The 24,188-nt window shown below is 43.7% G+C and carries 26 protein-coding genes, 3 tRNA genes and 1 other annotated feature; of the genes, 3 read left to right on the plus strand and 26 right to left on the minus strand.

Annotated elements, in window-relative coordinates:
- Positions 1–41: 41 nt before the first annotated feature.
- From rplL to radA, 18 genes are all read right to left on the minus strand, one after another.
- A complete protein-coding gene (gene rplL / locus DFR63_RS07185; protein ID WP_115885259.1) occupies positions 42–407 on the minus strand; it encodes a 50S ribosomal protein L7/L12 in 366 nt (121 codons plus the stop codon).
- Between the two features lie 44 nt (positions 408–451).
- Positions 452–958: a 50S ribosomal protein L10 gene (rplJ, locus tag DFR63_RS07190; protein WP_115885260.1), complete on the minus strand. Its 507-nt coding sequence runs from the start codon at positions 956–958 to the stop codon at positions 452–454.
- Positions 959–984: 26 nt separating this feature from the next.
- Positions 985–1,134 (minus strand) — a sequence feature (ribosomal protein L10 leader region).
- Between the two features lie 44 nt (positions 1,135–1,178).
- A complete protein-coding gene (rplA, locus tag DFR63_RS07195; protein ID WP_115885261.1) occupies positions 1,179–1,877 on the minus strand; it encodes a 50S ribosomal protein L1 in 699 nt (232 codons plus the stop codon).
- A 61-nt stretch (positions 1,878–1,938) separates the two neighbouring features.
- Entirely contained in the window at positions 1,939–2,364 is a 426-nt protein-coding gene (gene rplK / locus DFR63_RS07200) for a 50S ribosomal protein L11 (protein WP_115885262.1), read from the minus strand.
- A gap of 149 nt (positions 2,365–2,513) precedes the next feature.
- Positions 2,514–3,053, minus strand: coding sequence for a transcription termination/antitermination protein NusG (gene nusG, locus DFR63_RS07205; protein WP_115885263.1), 540 nt, complete (start codon positions 3,051–3,053; stop codon positions 2,514–2,516).
- Between the two features lie 18 nt (positions 3,054–3,071).
- Positions 3,072–3,248: a preprotein translocase subunit SecE gene (gene secE / locus DFR63_RS07210; RefSeq protein ID WP_115885264.1), complete on the minus strand. Its 177-nt coding sequence runs from the start codon at positions 3,246–3,248 to the stop codon at positions 3,072–3,074.
- 17 nt (positions 3,249–3,265) lie between these two features.
- Positions 3,266–3,403, minus strand: a complete 138-nt coding sequence (gene rpmG, locus DFR63_RS07215) for a 50S ribosomal protein L33 (protein WP_115885265.1) — start codon at positions 3,401–3,403, stop codon at positions 3,266–3,268.
- 10 nt (positions 3,404–3,413) lie between these two features.
- Entirely contained in the window at positions 3,414–4,064 is a 651-nt protein-coding gene (locus DFR63_RS07220) for a sigma-70 family RNA polymerase sigma factor (RefSeq protein WP_115885266.1), read from the minus strand.
- Between the two features lie 60 nt (positions 4,065–4,124).
- Entirely contained in the window at positions 4,125–4,649 is a 525-nt protein-coding gene (locus DFR63_RS07225; RefSeq protein ID WP_115885267.1) for an NYN domain-containing protein, read from the minus strand.
- Between the two features lie 2 nt (positions 4,650–4,651).
- A complete protein-coding gene (gene rlmB, locus DFR63_RS07230; RefSeq protein ID WP_115885268.1) occupies positions 4,652–5,395 on the minus strand; it encodes a 23S rRNA (guanosine(2251)-2'-O)-methyltransferase RlmB in 744 nt (247 codons plus the stop codon).
- Complete coding sequence (locus DFR63_RS07235; protein ID WP_245954159.1) at positions 5,392–5,793, minus strand: Mini-ribonuclease 3; 402 nt, start codon at positions 5,791–5,793, stop codon at positions 5,392–5,394. The genes rlmB and DFR63_RS07235 overlap by 4 nt, the downstream gene beginning before the upstream one ends.
- Positions 5,786–7,180, minus strand: a complete 1,395-nt coding sequence (gene cysS, locus DFR63_RS07240) for a cysteine--tRNA ligase (protein ID WP_115885269.1) — start codon at positions 7,178–7,180, stop codon at positions 5,786–5,788. The genes DFR63_RS07235 and cysS overlap by 8 nt, the downstream gene beginning before the upstream one ends.
- On the minus strand, positions 7,164–7,820 hold the full coding sequence (gene cysE / locus DFR63_RS07245) for a serine O-acetyltransferase (RefSeq protein ID WP_115885270.1): 657 nt from the start codon (positions 7,818–7,820) through the stop codon (positions 7,164–7,166). The genes cysS and cysE overlap by 17 nt, the downstream gene beginning before the upstream one ends.
- 246 nt (positions 7,821–8,066) lie before the next feature.
- Positions 8,067–9,521 carry a glutamate--tRNA ligase gene (gltX, locus tag DFR63_RS07250; RefSeq protein WP_162842306.1) on the minus strand — a complete coding sequence of 485 codons (1,455 nt, stop codon included), beginning with the start codon at positions 9,519–9,521 and terminating at the stop codon, positions 8,067–8,069.
- The gene (gene ispF, locus DFR63_RS07255) at positions 9,518–10,003 is read right to left on the minus strand and encodes a 2-C-methyl-D-erythritol 2,4-cyclodiphosphate synthase (RefSeq protein ID WP_211313786.1); all 486 of its coding nucleotides are present in this window, start codon (positions 10,001–10,003) and stop codon (positions 9,518–9,520) included. Before ispF ends, gltX begins: the two co-directional genes overlap by 4 nt.
- Before the next feature lie 4 nt (positions 10,004–10,007).
- Entirely contained in the window at positions 10,008–10,679 is a 672-nt protein-coding gene (ispD, locus tag DFR63_RS07260) for a 2-C-methyl-D-erythritol 4-phosphate cytidylyltransferase (protein WP_115885272.1), read from the minus strand.
- Positions 10,676–11,734, minus strand: coding sequence for a PIN/TRAM domain-containing protein (locus tag DFR63_RS07265; protein ID WP_115885273.1), 1,059 nt, complete (start codon positions 11,732–11,734; stop codon positions 10,676–10,678). Before DFR63_RS07265 ends, ispD begins: the two co-directional genes overlap by 4 nt.
- 14 nt (positions 11,735–11,748) lie before the next feature.
- Positions 11,749–13,128, minus strand: a complete 1,380-nt coding sequence (gene radA, locus DFR63_RS07270; RefSeq protein WP_115885274.1) for a DNA repair protein RadA — start codon at positions 13,126–13,128, stop codon at positions 11,749–11,751.
- A 212-nt stretch (positions 13,129–13,340) separates the two neighbouring features.
- Here radA and DFR63_RS07275 point away from each other — a divergent pair, with 212 nt between their 5' ends.
- Complete coding sequence (locus DFR63_RS07275) at positions 13,341–14,819, plus strand: anthranilate synthase component I family protein (protein ID WP_115885275.1); 1,479 nt, start codon at positions 13,341–13,343, stop codon at positions 14,817–14,819.
- Positions 14,820–14,871: 52 nt separating this feature from the next.
- Here the strand turns inward: DFR63_RS07275 and DFR63_RS07280 are convergent, their stop codons facing one another.
- From DFR63_RS07280 to DFR63_RS07295, 4 genes are read right to left on the minus strand one after another with little or no spacing between them, the layout of a single operon-like run.
- On the minus strand, positions 14,872–17,319 hold the full coding sequence (locus DFR63_RS07280) for an ATP-dependent Clp protease ATP-binding subunit (protein WP_115885276.1): 2,448 nt from the start codon (positions 17,317–17,319) through the stop codon (positions 14,872–14,874).
- Positions 17,320–17,321: 2 nt separating this feature from the next.
- Positions 17,322–18,332: a protein arginine kinase gene (locus DFR63_RS07285; protein WP_115885277.1), complete on the minus strand. Its 1,011-nt coding sequence runs from the start codon at positions 18,330–18,332 to the stop codon at positions 17,322–17,324.
- Positions 18,325–18,837, minus strand: coding sequence for a UvrB/UvrC motif-containing protein (locus DFR63_RS07290; protein WP_115885278.1), 513 nt, complete (start codon positions 18,835–18,837; stop codon positions 18,325–18,327). The genes DFR63_RS07285 and DFR63_RS07290 overlap by 8 nt, the downstream gene beginning before the upstream one ends.
- A 4-nt stretch (positions 18,838–18,841) precedes the next feature.
- Positions 18,842–19,309 (minus strand): CtsR family transcriptional regulator, encoded by a 468-nt coding sequence (locus DFR63_RS07295; RefSeq protein ID WP_115885279.1) that lies wholly within the window; start codon positions 19,307–19,309, stop codon positions 18,842–18,844.
- Positions 19,310–19,580: 271 nt separating this feature from the next.
- On the opposite strand from DFR63_RS07295, the gene DFR63_RS07300 reads away from it, so the two are divergent.
- Positions 19,581–20,792: a NupC/NupG family nucleoside CNT transporter gene (locus DFR63_RS07300; protein ID WP_115885280.1), complete on the plus strand. Its 1,212-nt coding sequence runs from the start codon at positions 19,581–19,583 to the stop codon at positions 20,790–20,792.
- A gap of 54 nt (positions 20,793–20,846) precedes the next feature.
- Here DFR63_RS07300 and DFR63_RS07305 read toward each other — a convergent pair whose 3' ends face one another.
- Positions 20,847–21,656 carry a ZIP family metal transporter gene (locus DFR63_RS07305; RefSeq protein WP_115885281.1) on the minus strand — a complete coding sequence of 270 codons (810 nt, stop codon included), beginning with the start codon at positions 21,654–21,656 and terminating at the stop codon, positions 20,847–20,849.
- A gap of 120 nt (positions 21,657–21,776) precedes the next feature.
- Between DFR63_RS07305 and DFR63_RS07310 the strand changes: the two genes are divergently transcribed.
- Positions 21,777–23,099, plus strand: a complete 1,323-nt coding sequence (locus DFR63_RS07310; protein WP_115885282.1) for a MurT ligase domain-containing protein — start codon at positions 21,777–21,779, stop codon at positions 23,097–23,099.
- Positions 23,100–23,213: 114 nt separating this feature from the next.
- On the opposite strand, the gene DFR63_RS07315 is transcribed toward DFR63_RS07310, so the two are convergent.
- The 3 genes from DFR63_RS07315 to DFR63_RS07325 form a co-directional block, all read right to left on the minus strand.
- Positions 23,214–23,287 (minus strand) — tRNA-Ile (locus tag DFR63_RS07315).
- A 19-nt stretch (positions 23,288–23,306) separates the two neighbouring features.
- Positions 23,307–23,381: transfer RNA gene (locus tag DFR63_RS07320), tRNA-Gly, on the minus strand.
- A gap of 29 nt (positions 23,382–23,410) precedes the next feature.
- A tRNA-Val gene (locus DFR63_RS07325) sits at positions 23,411–23,486 on the minus strand.
- Positions 23,487–24,188 lie beyond the last annotated feature (702 nt).

Genomic DNA, 24,188 nt, shown 5'->3' on the forward strand with positions numbered 1-24,188 from the left:
CTTATGTTTACGGGAACTTTTTCTGTCAAAATTTATATAGCTTACTTAACTTCTACGCCAGCGCCAACTTCTTCAAGTTGAGCTTTAAGAGCTTCAGCGTCTTCTTTAGAAAGACCTTCTTTGATGACTTTAGGAGCGCCGTCAACTAACTCTTTAGCATCTTTAAGACCAAGACCAGTAGCTTCGCGAACTACTTTGATTACTTTAATCTTAGAAGAACCTGCATCTGTAAGTTCTACATCAAATTCAGTTTGTTCTTCAGCAGCAGCAGCTTCTCCGCCACCTGCAGCAGCTACAGGAGCAGCAGCTGTTACGCCGAATTCTTCTTCAATTGCTTTTACTAAGTCGTTTAATTCTAAAACTGACATTTCTTTAATACTTTCAATGATTTGTTCATTGTTAGCCATAATAATATTCCTCCATTTTATAATTGTTTTCAGCGTGCCCGTTATTAAGCTTCGCCGTTTTCCTGTTCTTTCTCTTCACCGATAGCTTTAACTGCATATGCGAAGTTGCGTACTGGCGCTTGTAATACTGATAACAGCATAGAAAGCAATCCTTCTCTTGATGGCAGAGATGCAATTGATTTAACATCTTCAGCCGGTACGAAACTACCTTCGATGATACCTGCTTTAATTTCTAAAGCTTCGTGTTTTTTAGCAAATTCGTGGATGATTTTAGCTGGCGCGATAACATCTTCGTTAGAAAATGCGATTGCACTCGGGCCTACTAAGAATTCGTTCAGCTCAGATAAGCCGACAGAGTCCGCAGCACGGCGAACCATCGTGTTTTTGTAAACTTTGAATTCAATCCCAGCATCGCGCAATTGCTTACGCAGTTCAGTTACTTCAGATACTGTTAGACCGCGGTAGTCTACTAATACAGTAGATACAGAGTTTTTCAGCTGTTCTGAAATCACTTCAACGTGCTGTTGTTTTTGTTCAATCACGTTTGACATGTAGTTACACCTCCATTATTTTTTCTGGTGCAAATAAAAAAGCACCTTTTACCGGCGGCAAAAAGTGCTTGAATTTATATGAATATCATTCAAGTCATTTTTATTTGCCTCGGCAGGATAGTTATTAAGCTGTTATGTTCAGCTCCTGCTGTCTTAGGTAATTTTTTTAAATTTACAAGTGTAAATATAACTGATATATCTACACTTGTCAATGATTATTTTAGACAGTTCTTACTACACTTGGGTCAACTGTAATTCCAGGGCCCATCGTGCTTGATACTGTAACTGATTTGAAGTAAACACCTTTAGATGATGACGGTTTAGCTTTTTCCAGTGCATCGTGAATCGCTTTAAAGTTTTCTACCAGCTGTTCTTCGCTAAATGAAACTTTACCGATCCCAACGTGTACAATACCTGCTTTTTCAGCGCGGTATTCAACTTTACCAGCTTTGATTTCTTGAACCGCCTTCGTTACGTCCATAGTTACCGTACCAGTTTTAGGGTTCGGCATTAGCCCTTTAGGCCCAAGTACGCGGCCCAGTTTACCAACTTCACCCATCATGTCCGGCGTTGCAACGATAACATCGAAATCGAACCATCCACCATTAATTTTCTGTGCCAATTCTGCTTCGCCAACGTAATCTGCGCCAGCTGCTTCTGCTTCTTTAGCTTTATCGCCTTTAGCAAATACTAATACACGCTGTGACTTACCAGTACCGTGCGGCAGCACTAGTGCACCACGGATCTGCTGATCATTTTTACGCGTATCAATACCTAGACGGAATGCTACTTCAACTGAAGCGTCAAAGTTGGCAACATGCGTTTCTTTAGCAAGTTTAATTGCTTCTTCAATTGAAAAGACAGAGTTTTGATCAAACTTCTCTAGAGCAGCTTGATACTTTTTACCTCTCTTAGCCATATCTATTCCTCCTTGTGGTTATAGCGGGGTTAATCCTCCCACGACCGTATTAATACTTAATTTATTTTTCGACAGTGAAGCCCATGCTTCGAGCTGTACCTTCAACCATTTTAACCGCTGCGTCTACTGATGCTGCGTTTAAGTCTTCCATTTTCGTTTCAGCGATCTCACGAACCTGATCCGCTGTAACAGTTGCCACCTTGTTTTTGTTAGGTTCGCCAGAACCCTTCTCAGTGTTAGCCGCTTTCTTAAGAAGAACAGCTGCCGGTGGAGTTTTTGTAATAAATGTGAATGAGCGATCTTCAAATACTGAGATCTCAACAGGAATAATAAGACCTGCCTGCTCTTGTGTACGCGCGTTGAATTCTTTACAGAATCCCATGATGTTTACGCCTGCCTGACCTAGGGCCGGACCTACCGGTGGTGCCGGGTTCGCCTTACCTGCAGGAATTTGCAATTTCACAACATTAATAACTTTTTTAGCCACGATGTTGCACCTCCTCATAATCGTGATGTGGTCACAGGATGTTTAGATTTCATCCTCCCACTCTTCATCTGTATACATAAATAAAGATGGCCGCAAATTTGCGACCATGAAAGTATAGCATATATTAGTTACATATTTCAATTAAAAATTTAAAGTTTCTCGATTTGATCGAATTCAACTTCAACAGGCGTTTCGCGTCCAAACATTTCAACGAGGACGGTAAGCTTGTAACGCTCCTCATCAATCGATTCGATTACGCCGCTCTGATTGTTAAATGGACCCGCGATAATATTGATTGCTTCGCCGACAGCGACTTCAACATCAACAATTTTTTCCGACATTCCCATCTGACGCAGGATAAATTTAACTTCATCCGGCAAGAGAGGATTCGGTTTGCTGCCCGCACCCTGCGAGCCGACAAATCCGGTAACACCCGGCGTATTGCGGACAACGTACCAAGATTCATCTGTCATAACCAGTTCGACGAGTACATAGCCCGGAAATGTTTTTTTCATTGCCGTTTTCTTTTTCCCGTCTTTAATCGTTGTTTCCTCTTCTTCAGGGATGACTACGCGGAAAATTAAATCCTGCATATTCATCGATTCAAGGCGCGCCTCTAGGTTTGCCTTTACTTTGTTTTCATAGCCTGAATAGGTATGTACTGCATACCAATGCTTGTCTAGAGACATTTTACCGCTCCTTTAAAATTACATAAGATCAATTAGTGCTGTGATGCCGATATCCAGCACGTAGAAAAATGCCAGAAAAAATACTACAGTAACTACTACTGTCGTTGTATAACGGACTACTTCCTGCCCTGTCGGCCAGCTGACTTTCTTCATCTCGCTAACAACATTTTGGAAGAAGTTTTTATTATTATTCATCAACCGTTCCCCCTGAATTATATAGAACTTTTATGCGTTGTATGCTTATTGCATTTTGGACAGTGTTTTTTCATGACGAGTCTTTCGTTGTGAACCGGCTTGTTCAGTGAATAGTTCCGCGAGCCGCAGCTGCTGCATATAAGAGCAATTTTCATCTTAAAATCCTCATTTCAATTCTAATATACTATATCGGTTCAGGGCGTCATTGTCAACAACAGTGTGTAAATCTTCAACTGAGTTGAATTTGATTTTAATCCTGTAAAACGTATTGATGACAGACTCCGGTTCCTTGTTAAATATATCTGCGATATCTTCTATTGTGCAGCCGTCGAGAAATAATTTCAAAGTCCGCTTCTCATAATTCGATAAATTGCCAGCTGCCCCCGCATACTCTGCCTGAGTTTCTTTCAGCATGATATGCGGCAGAGCGTGCTGATGTTCCAGCAGCAGAATTTCGTCAGGATTGAGTTCAACCTGATGCCAGACCTTGAGCCGGTGAATATAATCGTACATCTTCAGCCTGATAGAGCGGAGAACATAATGCTTGTAATGTCCTTTTGCAAAGTCGTATTTCAAACATAAAATCAGTGCGCTGAACACCATTTCCTGAATTAAATCTTCCCGGTCGTGTTCATTCATATCGTACTTGAAAGTCATCCGTCTGATTACCGGACGGAGATGATGGTCGATGTTATCAAAAAAGTGGAATTCGCCAGCTTTTACCTGCAGTGCATAAGCATCTAATAATTTATCTCCGCCGTAAACAGCCGGCTGCTCTTCTTTAATAAAAATATACAATGACTTTATGAAATACATCCGCCCGCCTCCTTTTATATTACTTCTAATATATGAGGTTCCGGGCGGACCTTCAAGCCGTCAATTCTCTCCGCGGCGCAGTTTTTCCATTTTCGCAAGCACTTCGTCGCTGATATCAAGTTTTGTTCTCGGCAGTTTTTCATTTATTGTCTCGATATGGGAACTGATATTTTTACCGGCTTCCGCCAGGTTCATCCACATCTCTCTGGAAGAAATCCGGTAAGCGCCATAGGCAAAAATAGCATTCTGTTCTGTCAGATCACTCGTTACAACACTGATATCGCAGAGGTGGGGGTGATAGTTATCGTACACAAAACGCTCTATATATTCATCCGCCGTTTCCTTCTCTTTCGTATAAATCACTGTGATACCGTAGTAATCGATAACCGCTTCCTGATTTTTCACTTCATAAGCATCAAAAACACAGATAATTTCATAATTCTGAAGCGCTTGATACTCGCTCAGCGCTTTCAATACTTCTTCTCTTGCCAGCTGGAGAGAAATTTTAGATTCTGCAAATAACTCGGAGTTCGCACCAATTAAATTATAGCCGTCAACCACCAGCAGACGCCGTTTTTTGCGCATGATTAATCACGTCCTGGCGGATTCTGCTGACGGTAAACTTCGTACATCAGCAAGGCCGCAGAAACCGAAGCATTCAGGCTCGTAATTTCTCCGGCCATCGGTATCTTAACTGTGAAATCGCATTTTTCCAAAGTTTTTTTACTAATGCCTTCACCTTCGCTACCGACTACGAGCGCATTGCTGCCGGTCTTCGCATTCATCTCGCGGTAATCAAGCTGCCCGGTGCCGTCGCTGCCGATGACCCAGAAGTTGTTTTCCTTCAGCTTATCGATTGTCTGGTTGATGTTCGTCACCCTGACAACCGGCACATACTCTATTGCCCCGGTCGATGTTTTCGCTACTGTATCCGTCAGCTGCACCGAACGGCGTTTCGGAATAATGACCCCATCAAAACCTGCTGCATCGCAAGTCCTTAAAATTGAACCAAGGTTATGAGGATCTTCCAGACCATCAAGAATAATAATATTAGCATTTTTACCTTCAATTTTTTCCAGCAGTTCTTCAAGCGGCATATACTCATGGGCACTGACGAGTGCAACGATACCCTGGTGCCGTTCGTCCGTCAGTCCGTCTATTTTATTTTTCGGCACCGCCGAGACGACGACACGCTTTTCTTTCGCCAGGTCCAGAATTTCTTTCAGCTGGCTTTTGTTTACAGTATCTTGCATATAAATCTTATTGATATCGCTGTCCGAACGCAGCAGCTCTTTCACTGCATGACGTCCTGCTATAACCGAACTGCTCATTGTCCTTCACTCCCGTTTTTAATAATATGAGCCATCAGCTCTGTAATCCGCTGTTCATTCTCCGCCAGTGCGAGATGGCCAATCAGTGCTTCCAGCCCTGAAGCGTTCCGGTATTCTTTAATCGAAGCGTTTTTCGCCCGTGTCGCACTCGATTTATTGCGTGCTTTTCTGGCAATATCCCATTCTTCTTCACTCAGAACTCCCGTCCGTCTCAAAAAGTGCAGTGCCTCTGCCTGCGCACGCGCACTGACAAGCTTATTCGCTTCCCGGTGCAGGGCATCGGGTTTTAAATAAGGTTTGTTTCTTATTAAATGCTCGCGGATATGCACGGCATAAACTGCATCTCCTAAAAATGCGAGCGACAGCGACGGCACTGCGTCCATCTTAAAATTATCCACGCTTAAACCTCACGCCGTCTTTCGTGTCTTCTAAAACTATGCCTTCAGCTTTTAAACTGTCGCGGATTTCATCTGCCCGTGCAAAATCTTTGTTTTTCCGGGCTGCTTCCCGCTCTTCAATCAGTGTTTCAATTTCTTCGTCCAAAAGCAGTTCTTTTCTGTCGAGACTTACACCGAGAATTTCAGAATATGTTTCGAACACCTTCATAAATTTCCGAAGCACTTCTTTTGATGTCGACGGCTGGCGCAGATATTTGTTCAGTTCGCCCGTCAGTTCGTGCCAGGCCGAAATAGCATTCGCCGTATTGAAATCATCATCCATAAACGCTTCAAACTGCTTAAGGTTATCATCGATTGCAAGGAGCACTTTCTTATCAGCTTCCGTACCGACTGCTTTCTCCGCACGTTCAGCTGCCTGATGATAGCTGTCCTGGATGCGCATCAGACTGTTGCGCGCTGCATCCACAAGCTCGCGGTTATAATTAATCGGATTCCGGTAGTGAACGCTGATCATAAAGTAGCGGAGAACGTTCGGCTCGATTTCTTTAATAATATCGTGCACCAATATAAAATTACCGAGTGATTTCGACATTTTTGTATTATCGATATTAATATAGCCGTTGTGCATCCAGTAGTTCGCGAATGTTTCGTCCGTCATGCACTCACTCTGGGCAATTTCATTTTCATGATGCGGGAAGGTTAAATCCTGTCCGCCCGCGTGAATGTCGATTGTGTCGCCGAGATGCTCACGCGCCATTACGCTGCACTCGATATGCCAGCCCGGACGCCCGTTCCCCCACGGAGATTCCCAGTTGATTTCTCCATCCTTCGCCTCTTTCCATAAAGCGAAATCCAGAGGGTCCTGTTTCTTCTCTCCGGCATCGATGCGCGCACCTACCTTCAAATCATCCACTGACTGCTGGGACAGTTTGCCGTAACCGTCAAATGAACGTGTCTTAAAATACACATCTCCTGCCGATTCATAAGCATGACCTTTATCAATCAGCACTTTAATAAATTCAACTATATCCGGCATATGGTCCATTACCCTCGGGTGCGCATCTGCTTTCTTCACATTGAGCGCGCCCGTATCTTCAAAGAACGCTTCGATAAAGCGCTCGGCAATTTCCGGCACAGTTTCTCCCAGTTCTTTCGAAGCTTTAATCAGTTTATCGTCTACATCTGTAAAGTTTGATACGTATTTTACTTCGTATCCTTTATATTCCAAATAGCGGCGCACTGTATCAAAAGCAATCGCAGGACGCGCATTGCCAATATGAATATAGTTATATACGGTGGGACCGCAGACATACATGCTCACTTTGCCTTCTTCAAGCGGCTTAAAATCTTCTTTCCTTCTTGTAATTGTATTATATATGCGAACCATCTTTTACCTCATTTCCAACTTCTCTTCTGAAGTTATTAATTTCTTTTTCAAGTTCCAGCAGTTTCTCAAACAACGGATCCGGTAAATCCCGATGGTCAAAATTATTATGTTTTCTGACACGCTGTCCGTGTTGCTTTACAATATGACCGGGGATGCCGACAACTGTCGAGTGGGGCGGCACATTTTTTAAAACTACAGAGTTCGCTCCAACGTTCGATGATTCTCCGACGCGGATATTCCCGAGCACTTTCGCGCCTGCTGCAATCAGGACATTATCGTCGATATCCGGGTGGCGCTTATGATCTTCTTTACCCGTTCCGCCAAGTGTTACCCCCTGGTAAATCGTTACATCATTGCCGATATTGCATGTCTCGCCGATGACTACACCCATACCATGGTCGATAAACAGCCGTCTGCCGATGTTTGCGCCCGGATGGATTTCTGCGCCCGTCACAAAACGGCTCAGCTGCGAAATCACACGTGCCATTACTTTAAAATTCTTTTTATAAAACCAGTGCGCAATCAGATGCGCCCATACCGCGTGAATACCCGCATATGTAAAAAACACTTCTAAACGGTTTTTCGCTGCCGGGTCGAGTGCCAGTACCATGTCCAAATCTTCTTTCACTCTCTGAAACATCTTCGTCCTCCTAAAATCATAAAAATACGCCTCTGCCCGGTAATCGGACAGAGGCGCTTACGCACGGTTCCACTCTGCTTTGTCACTTTTAATATACAATTCGTGCAATATTAAAAGCGCAATTCTGCAAAATGCTTTGTTATCCTTTTCAGCAGACGGATAATCTCTTTGTGTCCAGCGGTTTGCATACTTAACTTTTAACACCTATATCATACGGCACACCGGATGTTATTTCAACAGTCCGGCTTAGATTAAACGCTGAATGCGCTCGAGCACTGCTTCTTTGCCGATTAATGAAATCGAATCCGGCAATTCTGGTCCTTTTGTTTCACCTGTTACTGCCACGCGGATCGGCATAAATAATTTCTTGCCTTTAATGCCTGTCTCTTTTTGGACAGCCTTGATTTCAGCTTTAATTCCTTCAGGTGAAAAGTCTTGAAGTTCTGTGAAATGTTTGTGGAGCGCCGTCATGAGTTCAGGAATATGTTCCTGGTCAAGTACTTCCTGTGCTTCTTCATCAAATTCCACATGATCTTTAAAGAATTGTTCCGACAGTTTTATAATTTCCGCAGCGTAACTCATCTGCGGCTGATACAGCTGAACGAGCTTGCGCGCCCAGTCGAGTTCCGCTTCGTCTGGATTTTCTGATACTCTGTCCGCTTCTTTCAGAAACGGCAGCGCCATTTCAAAAATTTCTTCAGAGTTTTTCTGTTTCATATACTGGTTGTTAATCCACATTAATTTCTGATTATCGAAAAATGCAGATGCTTTCGACAGTCTGTTTTCATCGAAGTTTTCAATCAGTTCTTCTTTCGTAAAGATTTCCTCTTCACCTTCAGGCGACCAGCCGAGGAGCGCAATAAAGTTAAACATTGCATCCGGCAGATAGCCTAATTCTTCGTACTGTTCGATAAACTGAATAATTGAAGCATCGCGTTTTGACAGTTTTTTCTTCTCCGCATTAACAATTAAAGCTGTGTGGCCGAATTCCGGCAGCGGCAGATCGAGCAGTTCGTAAACCATCATTTGTTTCGGCGTGTTTGAAATATGATCGTCTCCGCGGAGCACGTGGGTGATTTCCATTTCGTGATCATCGATAACAACTGCAAAGTTGTAAGTCGGCACTCCGTCTTTTTTAACGATTACCCAGTCGCCGAAACCGTTCGAGTCAAAAGATACATCACCTTTAACCATATCCTTAAACGTATAAGTTTTGTCTTTTGGCACGCGGATACGTATCGCAGGTTCCCTGCCTTCAGCTTTGAACTGCTCTTCCTGTTCTTTAGTTAAGTTCGCATGTTTACCGCCGTACATTGGTGTCTGGCCGTTTTTCAGCTGTTCTTCTCTTTCAGCTTCCAGTTCTTCTGAAGTCATGTAGCAGCGGTAGGCAAGGTTATTATCCAGCAACTGCTGAATGTACGGCGCGTAAATATCTCCGCGCTCCGACTGGCGGTAAGGACCGTAGTCTCCGCCGACATCCACACTTTCATCCCATTCAATACCGAGCCACTTCAAGTAGTTAAGCTGAGAGTCTTCACCTTCGGCCACGTGTCTTGATTTGTCAGTATCTTCTATACGGATAACAAAGTCTCCTCCGTGATGACGTGCGAATAAATAATTAAATAATGCTGCGCGCGCATTTCCTATGTGCAGGAATCCAGTCGGACTCGGTGCATATCTCACTCTTACTTTACTCATTATTTTGCCTCCTGTTTGTTAAGTAAGACTACCGCCTCACTTGCGATGCCTTCTTCTCTGCCTGTAAATCCTAATTTTTCCGATGTTGTCGCTTTAATATTAACATTTGATATATCCGTCTTCAAAAGTGCAGCCACATTTCCGCGTATATCATCAATATATCCTCTTAATTTCGGCCTCTCAGCAATAACCACAGCATCGATATTGCCGATTTCATAACCCTTTTCGTACATCATGGCAACCACTTCACCGAGCAGGACACCAGAATCTGCATTTTTAAACTTTTCATCTGTGTCCGGGAAAAATTTCCCGATATCGCCAAGAGCAAGTGCACCCAGTATTGAATCTGTAATCGTATGCAGCAGCACATCCGCATCAGAGTGCCCTTTTAAACCAAAATCATGGGGGATTTCCATGCCGCCTAAAATCAGCGGACGGGATGCATCAAATGCATGCACATCATAACCGTGACCGATCCTCATCATCTCACTACTTTCCTTTAAGAATCATATGCGCAAGCTGCAAATCTTCGCTTGTCGTTATTTTAATATTATCATAAGTCGATTCGACTAAATAGACTTCTTTACCCAGCGCTTCCACCATCATCGAGTCATCTGTCACTTCAAGCTTATTCTGTCTCGCATGCTCATACGCCTGTTTTAGAAGACTGCAGTCAAATGCTTGCGGAGTATGTACGGCAATCACTTCATCCCGCCTGAGCGTTTCTTTGACTTTACCATCAACCACACGTTTCAGCGTGTCTTTTGTTTTCACACCGCAGATAGCCGCTCCGGTCTCTTTGACTTTTCTTTTCAGCCTTGAAAGCACATCATTCGTCAGAAACGGCCTCGCCCCGTCGTGTACGAAGATGTAATCTGCACCCCGTACATTGACCAGTGCATTGTATATGCTGTCCTGCCGCTCCGCCCCGCCCGCGTGAATACCTGACACTTTATCAGAGTCAGAGAACAATTCCTTCATAACAGCAGTTTCTTCTATTCTTACTGCCAGGTGAATCGCCTCACAGTCCGGGTCTTCTTCAAAATGTCTGACCGTATGTTTAATTACCGGCTCTCCGTTAATTTCAAGCAGTACTTTATTAAATCCGAGGCCCATACGGGTCCCGAGGCCCGCGGCCGGTATAATTACTGTATATTTCATTTATTCTTCTCCAGTTTCGCAAAAACGATTCGTCCCGAATTCGTCTGCAGCACACTCGTCACGATGACGGATACCATTTGATTAATTAAATTCTCCCCATGTTCCACAACGACCATCGTACCGTCTTCAAGATATCCGACACCCTGATTTTCTTCTTTTCCGGTTTTCGATACAAACAGTTCGAAAACATCACCCTGCACAACGACAGTTTTGATTGCGCTGCTCAATTCATTAACATTAAGGACAGGTATGTCGTGCAGCTGGCATATTTTATTTAAGTTGTAATCCGTCGTTAAAATTGCGCCTTTTTCTTTTTTCGCAATCTCGATCAGCTGCTGATCCACATCGAGTTTGTCGTAAGACACCGGTTCAATGCGGACATTACGGCTCTTCTCCTGCAGGGCATTAAGCATATCCAGTCCCCGCCGGCCTTTTTCCCGCTTAACAGGATCTGTAGCGTCCGCAATCAGCTGCAGCTCATCCAGCACAAATTGCGGGATGATAATTTCACCTTCCAGGAAACCTGTTTCCACAACATCGATAATCCGGCCATCTATAATGACACTCGTATCGATAAACTTCTTCAGCGCTGGATGACTGCCTTCAGCTTTTGACTTGCCCGAAGACTTCGGAAAGAAGTCCAGCACTTCGCTGAATTTGCGGAGCCCGATCATAAATCCTAAATATCCAAGTACTACCGCAAAAATAATCGGTACGATTTCACCTATTAATGGAATGTCCAATGTATTGATTAAAAGAGATATTAAGACAGCAATGACAAGTCCGAGCATCATTCCAAGAGTGGCAAAAACGATTTCGACCAGACTTCTTGAAAGCAGGTAGCCTTCACTTTTCTTCAAAAAATTTTGTGCGTGCGACAGCGTCCATCCGAATAATAAGAAAAATAACAGAACACCGAGTGTGCCGCTGACCAGTATGTTATTAAATATCCTCGGCATTTCGAACGGCAGGAGCATTTGCAGTTCCGGAAACAGCCATACACCTAAAGAAATGCCGATCAGTATATAAACAACATACAGCAAGTATTTGAGCATATTATCCCTCCTTTTTAATCTTTGTACTGTGCATGTTTAATTGCCTGTTTTAATGTTTTAACTCCGATTGCTTCAATCCCCTCGGGCACATTCACCCCGCTTAAATTAGATGCGGGTACAATCGCGCGTTTGAAGCCGAGCTTGGCTGCTTCCTGCAGGCGCTGTTCTATCTTGGTAACCCGTCTTATTTCGCCAGTTAATCCTACTTCCCCGATGAAACAGTCGTCCCCGCGCACCGCTATATTCTGAAAGCTCGATGCAATACTGATAATGATGCTTAAATCAACTGCGGGTTCATCGAGTTTCACTCCGCCCGCTACTTTAATATAAGCGTCATGCTGCTGCATCAGCAGCCCTTCCGATTTTTCAAGCACTGCCATTAAGAGCGACAGCCGGTTTGTATCCACTCCGGTTGCCATGCGCCTCGGATTATGGAAATGCGTCGGTGTGACCAGAGACTGGACTTCAACAAGCATGGCCCGTGTTCCTTCCATCGTCGCGACGATGGCCGACCCCGGAGCATTTTTGGAACGTTCTTCCAGAAAGATTTCCGACGGGTTCAGCACTTCTTCCAGACCTTTTGCTTTCATCTCGAATATACCCATTTCGTTCGTCGAACCGAAACGGTTTTTAACAGCGCGCAATATACGGTATGTGTGGTGCTGATCTCCTTCGAAATAAAGAACAGTATCTACCATGTGTTCAAGCAATCTCGGCCCCGCAATCTGGCCGTCTTTCGTCACGTGTCCGACAATAAAAGTCGCAATATTATTGCCTTTTGCAATATTCATAATCGACTGCGTGCTTTCCCTTACCTGAGCAACACTGCCCGGCGCGCTGGTTACATCGGGATGGAATACTGTCTGGATTGAGTCAATAATAAGAAAGTCGGGTTTTAAACGTTTAATTTCTTCATGAATATATAATAAGTTCGTTTCACAAAAAACGGTCAGATCCGACGATGATGCTGTAATACGGTCTGCCCGCATTTTAATCTGTTCAAGTGATTCCTCTCCGGAAACATAAAGCACATTATGATTCTCAGCTAAAATCAATGCCGTCTGCAGTAAAATTGTCGATTTCCCAATCCCGGGGTCACCGCCGATTAAAATGAGGGAGCCATTTACGATACCGCCGCCGAGCACCCGGTCGAACTCTCCGGAACGCGTTGTCGTCCGCGGTGTGTCCTGTTTTTTTATGGTTGTTAATTTAGTCGCGCGGGAACGGTCTTCAGAGGGCGTCTTCCCCAGCGTGCCGCGCCCCGGCGCAGATTCTTTATGCACTATTTTTTCTTCGAGCTGGTTCCATGCTCCGCAGTTCGGGCATTTCCCCATCCACTTCGGCGTCTCATAGCCGCAGGCCATACATTCAAATGATACTTTCGCTTTTGCCATTCGTGTATATTCTCCCCCAATTATATTTACGTATTACTATTGTATTATTTATTTCAGCTTATTTAAAGGCAGAAGCCTGTAAGAATAATGATATTACAGAGTATTGTTCGTTCCTTCACAAAATATTTTCAGACTATTCCATCAGTACAGTTGCAAAACACTTTCAACTTCTTTAAAATATGTTCATATTCTTAAAAAGAAAAGGAGATTCTATGCAGTCATTTAATGATTTTTCCAAAAGCGCCGGGTCATACAAGACTTTGCCGCTGATTGAAAGTTTTTACACCGATGTACTGACACCGATTCATATGTTCAATGCCTTAAAAGACGACGCGCTGTATATTTTAGAAAGTCAGGACCCTGCATCAGAATGGTCGAATTATTCATTTATCGGCCTGGATCCTTTTATCGATATAAGTGAAGCGGAGAACGGTTTTCTTATGACCGATCTCGACACAGATAAAACGTTTACCTTCACCACTTTGCAGGAAGCGCTTGATTATGCTGGAAATTATGTCGATGCATATACTGACAGTATTGACCTTCCTTTTAAAGGCGGGGCTGTCGGCTACATCAATTACGAGGCAGTGCAGGATCTCGCCGGCATCGAGCCGCGCAACAGCAGCAGTCAAGGTAATTATCAATTCGTTTTCACACGGACGCTGATTGCCTACGATCACCGCAAACAGCAGACTTCAATCATTTCATTTGAAAATCCCGAACGCTTTGAAAGTATTAAGGATACTTATAACACTTTGAAAACACGTATCCATTCACTAAAAAAACAACTGCAAAATAATATTCAGCTTGAGGATTTAATGCTCTCAAGAAGACAGGCAGAAAATCCGCAGCTGACTTTTACAAGCAATTACCAGGAAGCTGATTTCAAACACGATGTCGATGTGATAAAAAATTACATCCACCGCGGTGAAATAGATCAGGCCGTACTTTCCCAGCGCTTTGATACAGTCACGCAGTGTTCGGGATTTCAGCTGTACCGGATTTTAAGAAACGTCAATCCGTCACCTTATATGTTTTATTTAAACTTCTCTAATGCAGAGTTGATTGGCAGTTCTCCCGAACGCCAGCTGCAGGTTAAAGACAATATACTTGAAATTCATCCGATTGCCGGCACGAGAAGACGCGGTGCGACGCCGCAGGAGGACGAAGCAATCGCACAGGAACTGCTCTCTGATGAAAAAGAAATTGCCGAACATAAAATGCTCGTCGAATTAGCTTTGGATGAGTTTCGTAAAGTGTCAGTGAAGGACAGCGTTGAAGTCAGCCGCTATATGACAATCGGCCGCTTCTCAGAAGTGATGCATATTATCAGTGTTGTCAATGGAACCCTCCGAGATAACGTCTCACCGATTGAAGCTTTCTTCAATTCATTTCCGGCGGGCACGCTGACCGGCGCGCCGAAAACACGCGCCATGGAAATTATCCGCGAACTCGAACCCGACAACCGGGGGTTGTACGGCGGATGCATTCTGTACTACGGTTTCGATGGCAATATGGATTCATGTATTACGATACGGACAATGATTTTAGAAAACCATACTGTCAGCGTCCAAGCTGGCGCGGGCGTTGTTGCCGATTCCACTCCGGAAGGCGAATTCCAGGAAACCGTCAACAAGGCGAGTGCGCTGTTCAACGCGATCAATCTCGCAGAAGAAGTTTTTCATTCTTAATTTATGTAAGTAAAACCCCAATCCTCAATTTCTTGAGCGATTGGGGTTTCTTTTATGATTGTTCGACTGCGGCAGACGTTCTGTCTTTAGTCTCTACGGTAAATTCATCATTTTTATAATCTACCGTAACCAGTTTATTTTCAAAGCTTTCACCGCTAAGCAGCGATTCACTGAGTGTATCCTCAATATTCTTCTGAATACTTCTCGCAAGCGGGCGCGCCCCGTATTCCGGATCGTAGCCTTCTTCCGCGATGCGCTCAGTCGCTTTTTCTGTCACTTCAATGTGAATATTCTGTTCGGACAGACGTTCGCGCAGCTGGTTAATCATCAGACTGACAATTTCTTTAAGATGTTCTTTCTCCAGCTTATGGAACACGATAATATCGTCCACCCGGTTAATAAATTCAGGTCTGAAAGTATTTTTAAGCTCTTTCATCATTGTGCTGCGTACATTTTCATAACTCTCTGCAGCAGACCCGCCGAAACCGACGAATCTTTGATCCTGAAGTTCACGTGCACCTACGTTTGATGTCATTACGATAATCGTGTTGCGGAAGTCGACTGTCCGGCCGTTGGAGTCTGTCAGACGGCCGTCGTCCAGCACCTGAAGCAGCATATTGAAAACATCAGGATGCGCTTTTTCTATCTCGTCAAACAGCACAAGGGAGTACGGTTTTCTTCTCACTTTCTCTGTCAGCTGGCCGCCGTCATCATAGCCGACATAACCCGGAGGTGAGCCGACGAGCCGTGATACCGAGTGTTTCTCCATATACTCACTCATGTCTACCCGGATCATTGCATCTTCCTCGCCGAACATCGTTTCGCTGAGCGCTCTGGCAAGTTCGGTCTTCCCGACACCTGTCGGTCCGAGGAAGATAAAACTGCCGATTGGACGTTTAGGATTTTTAAGTCCTGCCCGTGCCCGTCTGACTGCTTTTGAAATAGATGTGACTGCATCGTTCTGACCGATAACACGCTCGTGTAAAATCGATTCAAGATTTAACAGTTTGTCCGATTCATCTTCTGCAATTTTAGCAAGCGGAATACCTGTAATACCTGCAACGACAAGTTCAATATCCGCCGGTGTTACCGACTGTGACAAGTCACCCTGCTCTTTTTTCCAGTTTTCTTCACACTCTTTCACCTGGCGTTCGATCTTCGTCTGCTGATCGCGGTAATTCGCCGCCGCTTCAAATTCCTGGCTCTGCACTGCCGCATCTTTTTCTTTTTTCACAGTTTCAAGCTCTGTTTCGAGATCCTTTAAGTCAGGCGGCGCCGCATAGCTTCTTAATCTGACTTTGGATGAAGCTTCATCGATTAAGTCGATGGCTTTGTCCGGCAGGAAGCGGTCCTGAATGTAACGGTCACTCATACGCACTGCTGCTTCAAGCGCTTCGTCTGTAATTGTCAGACGGTGGTGCGCTTCATACCGGTCGCGCAATCCTTTCAGAATAAGCACTGCATCGTCAGCATTCGGTTCATCAACCATTACAGGCTGGAAACGGCGTTCGAGCGCTGCATCTTTTTCAATGTGCTTGCGGAATTCATCTAGAGTTGTCGCACCGATACACTGCAGTTCACCGCGAGCCAGTGCTGGTTTCAGAATGTTTGATGCGTCAATCGCACCTTCTGCACCGCCGGCGCCGATCAGTGTGTGCAGCTCATCAATAAAGAGCACGACGTTACCCGCTTTATGAATTTCATCCATTACTTTTTTCATACGTTCTTCAAATTCACCGCGGTATTTAGTTCCCGCAACAACGGTGCCCATATCAAGGGACATAACGCGTTTGCCTTTTAAGTTCTCAGGAGTTTCATTGTTGATAATAGCCTGAGCCAGTCCTTCTGCAATCGCAGTTTTACCTACGCCGGGCTCACCGATTAAGACCGGGTTGTTTTTCGTTCTGCGGCTCAGTATTTCCACTACACGCGTAATTTCATCCGAACGGCCAATAACCGGATCGAGACGCTCTTCTCTCGCAATCTGCGTTAAATCGCGTGCCAGCGAATCGAGCGTCGGCGTGTTCGTATCTTTTTCGACGCTGCTGTGCGACTGGAATGATTCGGGATTCCCGAGCATTTTAATAACAGCTGCCCGCGCTTTTGTAATGTTTAAATCCAGATTTGCCAGTACGCGTGCTGCAACACCCTCGCTTTCACGAATTAAACCGAGCAGTAGATGTTCTGTACCGACAAAATTATGATGCAGTTTGCGCGCTTCATCCATCGACAGTTCGATAACCTTTTTAGCACGCGGCGTATAGTGAATCGAAGACGTTTTTTCTGTCCCCGTATTAATCAAATTATGAACTTCTTCATTAACCCGCTGTTCATCAATATTAAATGAGGCAAGAACTTTCGCTGCGATGCCTTCCCGTTCTTTGACCAGGCCGAGCAGCAGATGCTCCGTACCGATATTAGAATTTTTTAAGGTGATTGCTTCTTCCTGTGCATACGCCAGTACTTTCTGGGCACGCTCTGTTAATTTACCAAACAGCATGTTTATTTCCCTCCTAGTAATTCACGCATTAAGGCTGCCCGCGCACTTTCCGCGGCAATACCAGGTGAATCGTATTCTTCTGTATTTACACGTTCTTTCACAAAGGCCGGCTGTATAAGCTGAAACCATTCTTGAAAATTAAAATTTTCAAGTTCAATATACGATAGATCAAGACCGAGTTTCACATTGCTTAAATGCATCGCCGCTTCTTTTAAAGACAGCTTGTAAGCATGCTGCAGAATGCCGAGTGAACGGTTAACTGCATCCAGTGTATCAAGCGTCATTAAATGCTGTCTTGCCATACGTTCTTCTTCAATTAAACGATTCTTCAGCTCACTCAAATTATTAATAATGACTCTTTCTTCGAATCCGAGCGTTACCTGATTGGAAAGCTGGTAAACAGAACCCAGCGGTTCTGAGCCTTCCCCGTATATACCACGCAGGGTAAATCCGAAACGTGTCAGGTTGTTATGGAAACGCTGAATTTTGTTCGTCGCCGCGAGCGCCGGCAGATGCAGCATAACAGACGCTCTCATGCCGGTCCCGATATTGGTCGGACACGCTGTTAAATAACCGTACTGCTCATCAAATGCATATTCTATCTTTTCTTCCAATGTATCATCAACTGCTCCCGCTTTATCATAAAGCGCCTCGAGAGTAATATTTGTACCAAGCGCCTGTATGCGGATATGATCTTCCTCGCCGAGCATAATCGAAATATCTTCATCACCGTTAATAAATACACGCGTACCGCGCTTCGCAAAATTGGGACTGATTAAATGTTTTTCAACAAGCAGCGCTCTGTCTTGCACAGACAAACCGCCGAGAGAGGTCAGGCTGTAACCGGGCAGCATTTTTGCCACCAGTCCTCCGAGCGCTTCGAGATCTTCATCATCTTCCAGCACATGGGTGAACGGTACGCCTTTAATATTGCGGGCGAGACGGATTCTGGATGACATTTCTATTTCTGTATTTACCGCTTCACGAATCCACGTACTTGTATGTCTATTCATGCGCCCCACCATCCTTCAGTTCCTGTATCTGATCGCGGATGACCGCTGCTTCTTCAAAAGCCTGTGTTTTCACTTTTTCCTGCAGTGTTCTTTCAAGCGTTTCGATATCGCGTTTCAACTTTAAAGTATCGTGCGCCTGCGACGGTATTTTTCCGATATGACGCTGCTGGTTGAGCTGTACACGTGTAACGATTTCCGGCACATAGCGTTCGAAATATTCGTAGCAGTGGCTGCATCCGAATAAACCGTTCTTCACAATACTTTGCAGCGTCGCACCGCAGGTCGGACAGGCATGCTCTTCTGTTTCTGTCTGATTACGCTTTGAATTACCAGCAAGCATTTTTAACAGCGTTTGAATATCAAACGGATTATCCGTCTGGTTGTAATTTATATCCATCGATTGATTGGCGCATTGTTCACACAAATACTGCTCCTGGTGAGTGAGCCCCGAACCTTTCGAAATATGAATTGCCGCTTCACGCTCGTTGCATATTTCACATTTCATATCATCACTCCTTAGCATAGAGTATAGCTGTAATTATACGGCGTAAAATTTTTGCTCTTAAAATATCTCTGTAAGGCAGCTCAAGCGATAAAATTTCGCGTTTCATTACTGCATCTATAATTTGCGCTTCTCTGTAAGTAATCACTTCGTTTTCATACATAGACTGAACCAGATGTTCTGCATTTAACTGAGAAATGTTTTCCCCGATTAAATTCTGAAGATGTGCAAGGTACTCAGTTTCAGAATGCGTCTCCACCTTGGTGATTCTTATGTAGCCGCCCCCGCCGCGTTTACTTTCCACTACATATCCGTGTTCGTTTGTAAAACGGGTTTTTATGACATAATTTAATTGCGAGGGTACACAATCAAATTTTTCAGCGATGTGCGCGCGTTTAATCTCAACGGCTTCATTGCCAGACTGTTCAATCATATCTTTTAAATACTGCTCAATGATATCCGACATGTTACGCATTTCATCACTCCTTCTGACCAACTTTGACTAAAGTATACAGGCTATGTGTTTTTTTGGCAAATCTCTTGTTTATTTTTTTAAAAAAACAGCCCTTGTTAGCATTTCTCAAAAACTTGTATATTTTTGTTTATTTCTCTCAATATATCCTTTATTTCTGTAAACGTTTGCATTATAATGATTCAGTATCGCGTATTTGTAACATTTACTTTATAATTAAATGGAAACATATACATAGAGAAAATTTCATACATTATTTTTTTGGAGGCTTATTATGAGTATTGTAATGGGAATAGTCGGTATATTATTCGTCATCTTCCTGGCCTGGATTGCAAGTAGCAACCGTAAACTTGCGTTTAAGCACTGGAAAAACATTTTAGTATTGCTTGTGTTGCAACTGCTTGCTGCATTTTTATTCCTGAGCACTAAATGGGGACAGACAATTATTCTGTGGCTCGCCAATGCGTTTGATCATTTACTCGCATTCGCAAGAGAAGGCGGATTATTTGTTTTTGGAGATTTAATGACCAACAGCGAGGGCGAAGCGGTAAATGTATTCTTATTTAACGTTTTAGTGCCTATCATCTTCATTTCCGCCATTATCGGTATTTTATCATTCACGAGAATTTTGCCGTTCATCATTAAAGGTATCGGGTTCCTGCTTACAAAAATTACAGGTATGCCTTACATAGAGTCATACAACGGGGCAGCATCTATGATGCTTGGGCAGTCGGAAGTTTTTGTTTCTCTTAAAAACCAGCTGCCTAAAATGACGACACAGCGTCTGTATACACTGTCGGCACAGGCAATGAGTTCAATCTCACTGTCAATCGTTGGCGCATTCTTTACAATGCTTGATCCGCAGTTTGTAATTATCGCAATCGTTCTTAATCTGTTCGGTGTATACATTATCGTTCATGTTATCAACCCTTACGATGAGGAAATTATTGACGGCGACATTGAAATCTCTACAAACCCTGAGAAAGGTAAGTCTTTCTTCCAGGTTCTTGGAGATTACATCATCGACGGCGGTAAAATCGTACTGGTTGTAGGCGCAATGCTTATTGGATTTATCGCATTGATTGGTCTGTTAAACAATCTGTTCCTGCTGATTCCGGGTTCTAACTTATCATTCCAGGACATTCTCGGCTATATCTTCATGCCGATTGCCTTCCTGATCGGTATCCCTTGGAATGAAGCTCAAACTGCTGGTTCATTAATGGCGACAAAACTTATTACTAATGAGTTTGTAGCAATTCTTGAGTTTGGCACATTTGCAGATACCTTATCTCAGAAAACACAGGCAATGCTCTCAGTCTTCTTGATTTCATTTGCCAACTTCGGAAGTATCGGTATTATTGCAGGGTCTGTTAAAGGTCTTCACAACGAAAGCGGGGACAAAGTAGCGAAATTCGGTCTTAAATTAGTATACGGTGCAACGCTGGTATCACTGTTAAGTGCAGTAATCATCGGATTCTTCTACTAAATTCTAAATTGCAGACGCAAAAACTCCGGAGGACAAATCCTCCGGAGTTTTTTTCTACCCTAAAGCCACATCCAGCACCATCATAATCACAAAACCGATCATAAAGGCAAATACCGCCACATCGGAATGACCATTTTTCTGCGTACTCGGGATAACTTCTTCGACGACGACAAATATCATCGCTCCGGCACCTGCAGCAAGTGCATAAGGCAGTACAGGCTCCATGAACCCGATTAAAAGTACACCAGCCAGTGCAGCCATCGGTTCGACGATCGCAGACATCCAGCCCCAGAAAAACGCACGTCTCCTGCTTGCTCCGTCTCCTCTAAGTGGCATGGACACCGCAGTTCCTTCCGGGATATTCTGCAGTCCGATACCGATTGCCAATGTCAGTGCACTCAGCACCATAACCGGATCGTCGCTTAAACCTGCTGCACCGAATAAGATACCGATAGACAGCCCTTCCGGGATGTTATGCAGTGTGAGCGAAGTAATAAGCAGCGTACTGCGTCTCGAAGCTTTATAGGGCAGTCCTTCCGCCATGTCATCACCGCGGTGACGATGAGGGATCAATTTATCGAATAAGTATATAAACAAAGCACCGCCGAGGACGCCTACTAAGGCTGGGAACCACTCGCCTAACGGATTATCGGCGCTCGCTTCAATGGCAGGAGCGAGAAGCGACCAGAAGCTCGCCGCTATCATAATACCGCCGGCAAAACCTAGGGTTATATTTAGAAAGTTTTCACTTACACCTTTTGTCAGGAATACAATTGCTGCACCGAGGCCCGTCATGCTCCACGTAAATAACGTGGCGATTAACGCCTGCTGCCATGCTTCCAGACTCATAAATAAATCTAACATGTTTACTCTCCTCAGTGATTAATATTGTTTATTATAACCCTTTTCAAAAAATTATAGTACCTAATAATACGGAATGTTATAATTGATACCCGAAGTCTAAAGTTAAAGGAGCGTATATGAATGTCACTCAAGTCCACTATAGCTAAGAACGCAGGTAAAATTACTCGTTATTTACTGACAAAGTTTACAAACGGAGGCAGCAGTCTCCCCGGTAAAATCGCTCTTTCCATCGATAAAAACCTGCTTCGCAACCTCGCAAAAAATTACGATGTTATCGTGATTACAGGAACAAATGGCAAAACTTTGACGACAACTCTGACGACAAATGTGCTGTCTAAAAAATACAAGAACGTAATTACCAACCGTACAGGTTCCAATATGAAGCAGGGCATTGTCGGCGCTTTTCTGAATGCGCCCCGTTCTACAAAAGGTGCAATTGCCGTTCTCGAAGTCGACGAAGGATCTTTAAAAAATGTCGTTTCAGAATTACAGCCTAAATTATTTGTACATACTAATATCTTCAGCGATCAGCTTGATCGTTACGGAACTACAGAGAAAATATATGATTTGCTGGCCGATGCAGCCCGCGAAGTCCCTGAAGCAGCTATTATTGCTAACGGTGATCTGCCTCTGTTCAACTCGCAGACCCTGCCTAATGCGCAGAAGTTCTTCGGATTTGACACAGATATCGAATCAGGTGATAAAACTAAAGAAGATGCGCAATGTCCGAAATGCAGCCACACTTTAGAGTACCATCATTACACGTATGCCAACCTCGGTGACTACTACTGCCCGTCATGCGGTTTCAAACGTCCTGAACTCGACTACAAAGTCACAAGTGTACAGGAATTGAATGTTACACATTCAACATTCCAGCTGGATAATGATACATACACGCTGCACAATGCAGGAATCTACAATATTTACAATGCTCTCGCTGCATACAGCGCCGGCAGATTCTTCGATGTATCACCGCCGGATATTAAAGATGCATTTCTGACGAACGAGCGCGTTTTTGGCCGTCAGGAAGTCATTATCGCCTATGATAAAAAGATTATCCTTAACGTCGTGAAAAACCCTGTCGGACTCAATCAGGTGCTGAATCTTGTTAAACTTGAAAAAGAGCCGTTTACGCTTGTCGCCCTGCTTAACAACCGTCCTGCGGACGGCGTCGATCTGAAATGGCTTGAAGATACAAACTTTGAATCACTGGCCGATCTCGATATCGAGAAGATTATTACCGGAGGTATCGCAGTTGATGCAATGACTGACCGTCTTGTTACAGCTGGCTTCGAAAGAGAAAATATCGATGCGGCAGGCAGCCTTGAGAGTGTAATTAAGTCAATTGAAAATGCACCGACAACACAAATTCATATGCTTGCAACATATACTGCAATGCTTGAAATCCGTAAAGCTCTTATAGAAAAAGGACATATAAAATAGAATTGCCCTTAGCTGCACAAGTTAAACCTGGTGCAGCTTTTTTGTGGAGAATTTACGGATAAAACAAAAAATCACTTTCGGCTGCTATAGCCGAAAGTGATTATCTATTGTAAGTGGGCCTAGGTGGACTCGAACCACCGACCTCACGCTTATCAGGCGTGCGCTCTAACCAACTGAGCTATAGGCCCTTATGTATAAACAAAAAAATGGAGCGGAAGACGGGATTCAAACCCGCGACCCCCACCTTGGCAAGGTGATGTTCTATCACTGAACTACTTCCGCATGTAATAAATATAAAATTAAGTTTTGAATGGTGGAGAATGACGGGTTCGAACCGCCGACCCTCTGCTTGTAAGGCAGATGCTCTCCCAGCTGAGCTAATTCTCCTGAAGCAGAATCAAACTAATATATATTATATGGATTTTACATGAAAATGTCAATAGATTTTTATAGAAAGTTAATAAAATGCAGTATAGTCAGGAAGATTATTATATACTCCGCAATGATTGTCGCTCATTGCGGAGCAAACACCTCTCCTCTCTCGGAGCCAAGTCCACAATCTTGTGTAAAGATTTTTACAGTACAATAAAGCCATTAGGAATAAGTAGTGATGTTTGCCTTTCGTTAAGGCATCGAGGTTACAATCTTTAATCTGGGCGGTTAAATCGTCCATATTTAAGTTAATATTTAGTTGAGTCATTATCTGATTCTCCCTTTTCAATTTGTCTGGTAACAATATTGTACTATAGGATCAGATACTGACTCTCTTTTTTCACACAATTATATGGACATAATCGATGCATAGACGTGACACAGTCTCATGTATACGTATCAACCGTTGCATAGGCGTGACATGGGCTCATGTATACGTATCTCACGTTGCGTAGGCGTGACATGGGCTCATGTATACGTATTTCATGATGCGTAGGCGTGACACAGTCTCATATATACGTATCAACCGTTGCATAGTCATGAGAGGCTTTCATGCCTACGCAACATTCTACTCATTCGGAAAACACTCTAAATTTACACATCTTTTCAATTATTAATGAACTTTATCTTTATATCGTTGCCCTTTTCTTATTTCAC

The sequence above is a fragment of the Jeotgalicoccus halotolerans genome (assembly GCF_003387165.1).
In the GTDB taxonomy this organism is placed as follows: domain Bacteria; phylum Bacillota; class Bacilli; order Staphylococcales; family Salinicoccaceae; genus Jeotgalicoccus; species Jeotgalicoccus halotolerans.

Excerpts from the sequence above, each read along its gene's own strand:
- rplJ (WP_115885260.1), bottom strand. The coding sequence starts at position 958 with ATGTCAAACGTGATTGAACAAAAACAACAGCACGTTGAAGTGATTTCA.
- rlmB (WP_115885268.1), bottom strand. The coding sequence starts at position 5,395 with ATGAGCAGTTCGGTTATAGCAGGACGTCATGCAGTGAAAGAGCTGCTG.
- secE (WP_115885264.1), bottom strand. The coding sequence starts at position 3,248 with ATGAATAATAATAAAAACTTCTTCCAAAATGTTGTTAGCGAGATGAAG.
- ispD (WP_115885272.1), bottom strand. The coding sequence starts at position 10,679 with ATGAAATATACAGTAATTATACCGGCCGCGGGCCTCGGGACCCGTATG.
- DFR63_RS07280 (WP_115885276.1), bottom strand. The coding sequence starts at position 17,319 with ATGCTGTTTGGTAAATTAACAGAGCGTGCCCAGAAAGTACTGGCGTAT.
- DFR63_RS07220 (WP_115885266.1), bottom strand. The coding sequence starts at position 4,064 with ATGTATTTCATAAAGTCATTGTATATTTTTATTAAAGAAGAGCAGCCG.
- DFR63_RS07225 (WP_115885267.1), bottom strand. The coding sequence starts at position 4,649 with ATGCGCAAAAAACGGCGTCTGCTGGTGGTTGACGGCTATAATTTAATT.
- radA (WP_115885274.1), bottom strand. The coding sequence starts at position 13,128 with ATGGCAAAAGCGAAAGTATCATTTGAATGTATGGCCTGCGGCTATGAG.
- rplL (WP_115885259.1), bottom strand. The coding sequence starts at position 407 with ATGGCTAACAATGAACAAATCATTGAAAGTATTAAAGAAATGTCAGTT.
- rplA (WP_115885261.1), bottom strand. The coding sequence starts at position 1,877 with ATGGCTAAGAGAGGTAAAAAGTATCAAGCTGCTCTAGAGAAGTTTGAT.
- nusG (WP_115885263.1), bottom strand. The coding sequence starts at position 3,053 with ATGTCTCTAGACAAGCATTGGTATGCAGTACATACCTATTCAGGCTAT.
- DFR63_RS07290 (WP_115885278.1), bottom strand. The coding sequence starts at position 18,837 with ATGAAATGTGAAATATGCAACGAGCGTGAAGCGGCAATTCATATTTCG.
- DFR63_RS07305 (WP_115885281.1), bottom strand. The coding sequence starts at position 21,656 with ATGTTAGATTTATTTATGAGTCTGGAAGCATGGCAGCAGGCGTTAATC.
- DFR63_RS07265 (WP_115885273.1), bottom strand. The coding sequence starts at position 11,734 with ATGCTCAAATACTTGCTGTATGTTGTTTATATACTGATCGGCATTTCT.
- DFR63_RS07310 (WP_115885282.1), top strand. The coding sequence starts at position 21,777 with ATGTCACTCAAGTCCACTATAGCTAAGAACGCAGGTAAAATTACTCGT.
- ispF (WP_211313786.1), bottom strand. The coding sequence starts at position 10,003 with ATGATGAGGATCGGTCACGGTTATGATGTGCATGCATTTGATGCATCC.
- DFR63_RS07275 (WP_115885275.1), top strand. The coding sequence starts at position 13,341 with ATGCAGTCATTTAATGATTTTTCCAAAAGCGCCGGGTCATACAAGACT.
- rpmG (WP_115885265.1), bottom strand. The coding sequence starts at position 3,403 with ATGAAAATTGCTCTTATATGCAGCAGCTGCGGCTCGCGGAACTATTCA.
- DFR63_RS07285 (WP_115885277.1), bottom strand. The coding sequence starts at position 18,332 with ATGAATAGACATACAAGTACGTGGATTCGTGAAGCGGTAAATACAGAA.
- cysE (WP_115885270.1), bottom strand. The coding sequence starts at position 7,820 with ATGTTTCAGAGAGTGAAAGAAGATTTGGACATGGTACTGGCACTCGAC.
- DFR63_RS07295 (WP_115885279.1), bottom strand. The coding sequence starts at position 19,309 with ATGCGTAACATGTCGGATATCATTGAGCAGTATTTAAAAGATATGATT.
- DFR63_RS07300 (WP_115885280.1), top strand. The coding sequence starts at position 19,581 with ATGAGTATTGTAATGGGAATAGTCGGTATATTATTCGTCATCTTCCTG.
- cysS (WP_115885269.1), bottom strand. The coding sequence starts at position 7,180 with ATGGTTCGCATATATAATACAATTACAAGAAGGAAAGAAGATTTTAAG.